The sequence below is a fragment of the Pseudomonas sp. IT-232MI5 genome, from assembly GCF_949767845.1.
Taxonomy (GTDB): Bacteria; Pseudomonadota; Gammaproteobacteria; order Pseudomonadales; family Pseudomonadaceae; genus Aquipseudomonas.
The window spans coordinates 1-333 of sequence record NZ_CATKQE010000043.1 but is presented as its reverse complement, the minus strand read 5'-3'; the positions used below and the strand labels follow the sequence as shown (position 1 = coordinate 333).

The following is a 333-nucleotide window of genomic DNA, read 5'->3' as shown; positions in this document are numbered from 1 at the left end:
ACGAACCTGGAATACCTGTTCCTGGCCGGCAACGACAATCTCAACGGCACCGGCAACAGCCTGAACAACCTGATCACGGGCAACAGCGGCAACAACATCCTTGACGGTGGCGCCGGTGCCGACAGCCTGGTCGGCGGAGCAGGCAACGACACCTACATCGTCGACAATCTGGGCGACAGCATCAGCGAAACCAGCACCTTGGCCAGCGAGATCGACACTGTGCGCGCCTCGGTGGACTGGACACTGAGCGCCAACCTGGAAAACCTCATCCTCACCGGCAATGCCATCAACGGCACCGGCAACGAACTCAACAACAGCCTCACCGGCAACGAT

At 60.4% G+C, this 333-nt stretch carries 1 pseudogene; it reads left to right on the top strand.

Annotated elements, in window-relative coordinates:
• A pseudogene (locus ACM6JQ_RS18450) lies at window positions 1-333 on the top strand (Ig family protein); the annotation flags it as partial.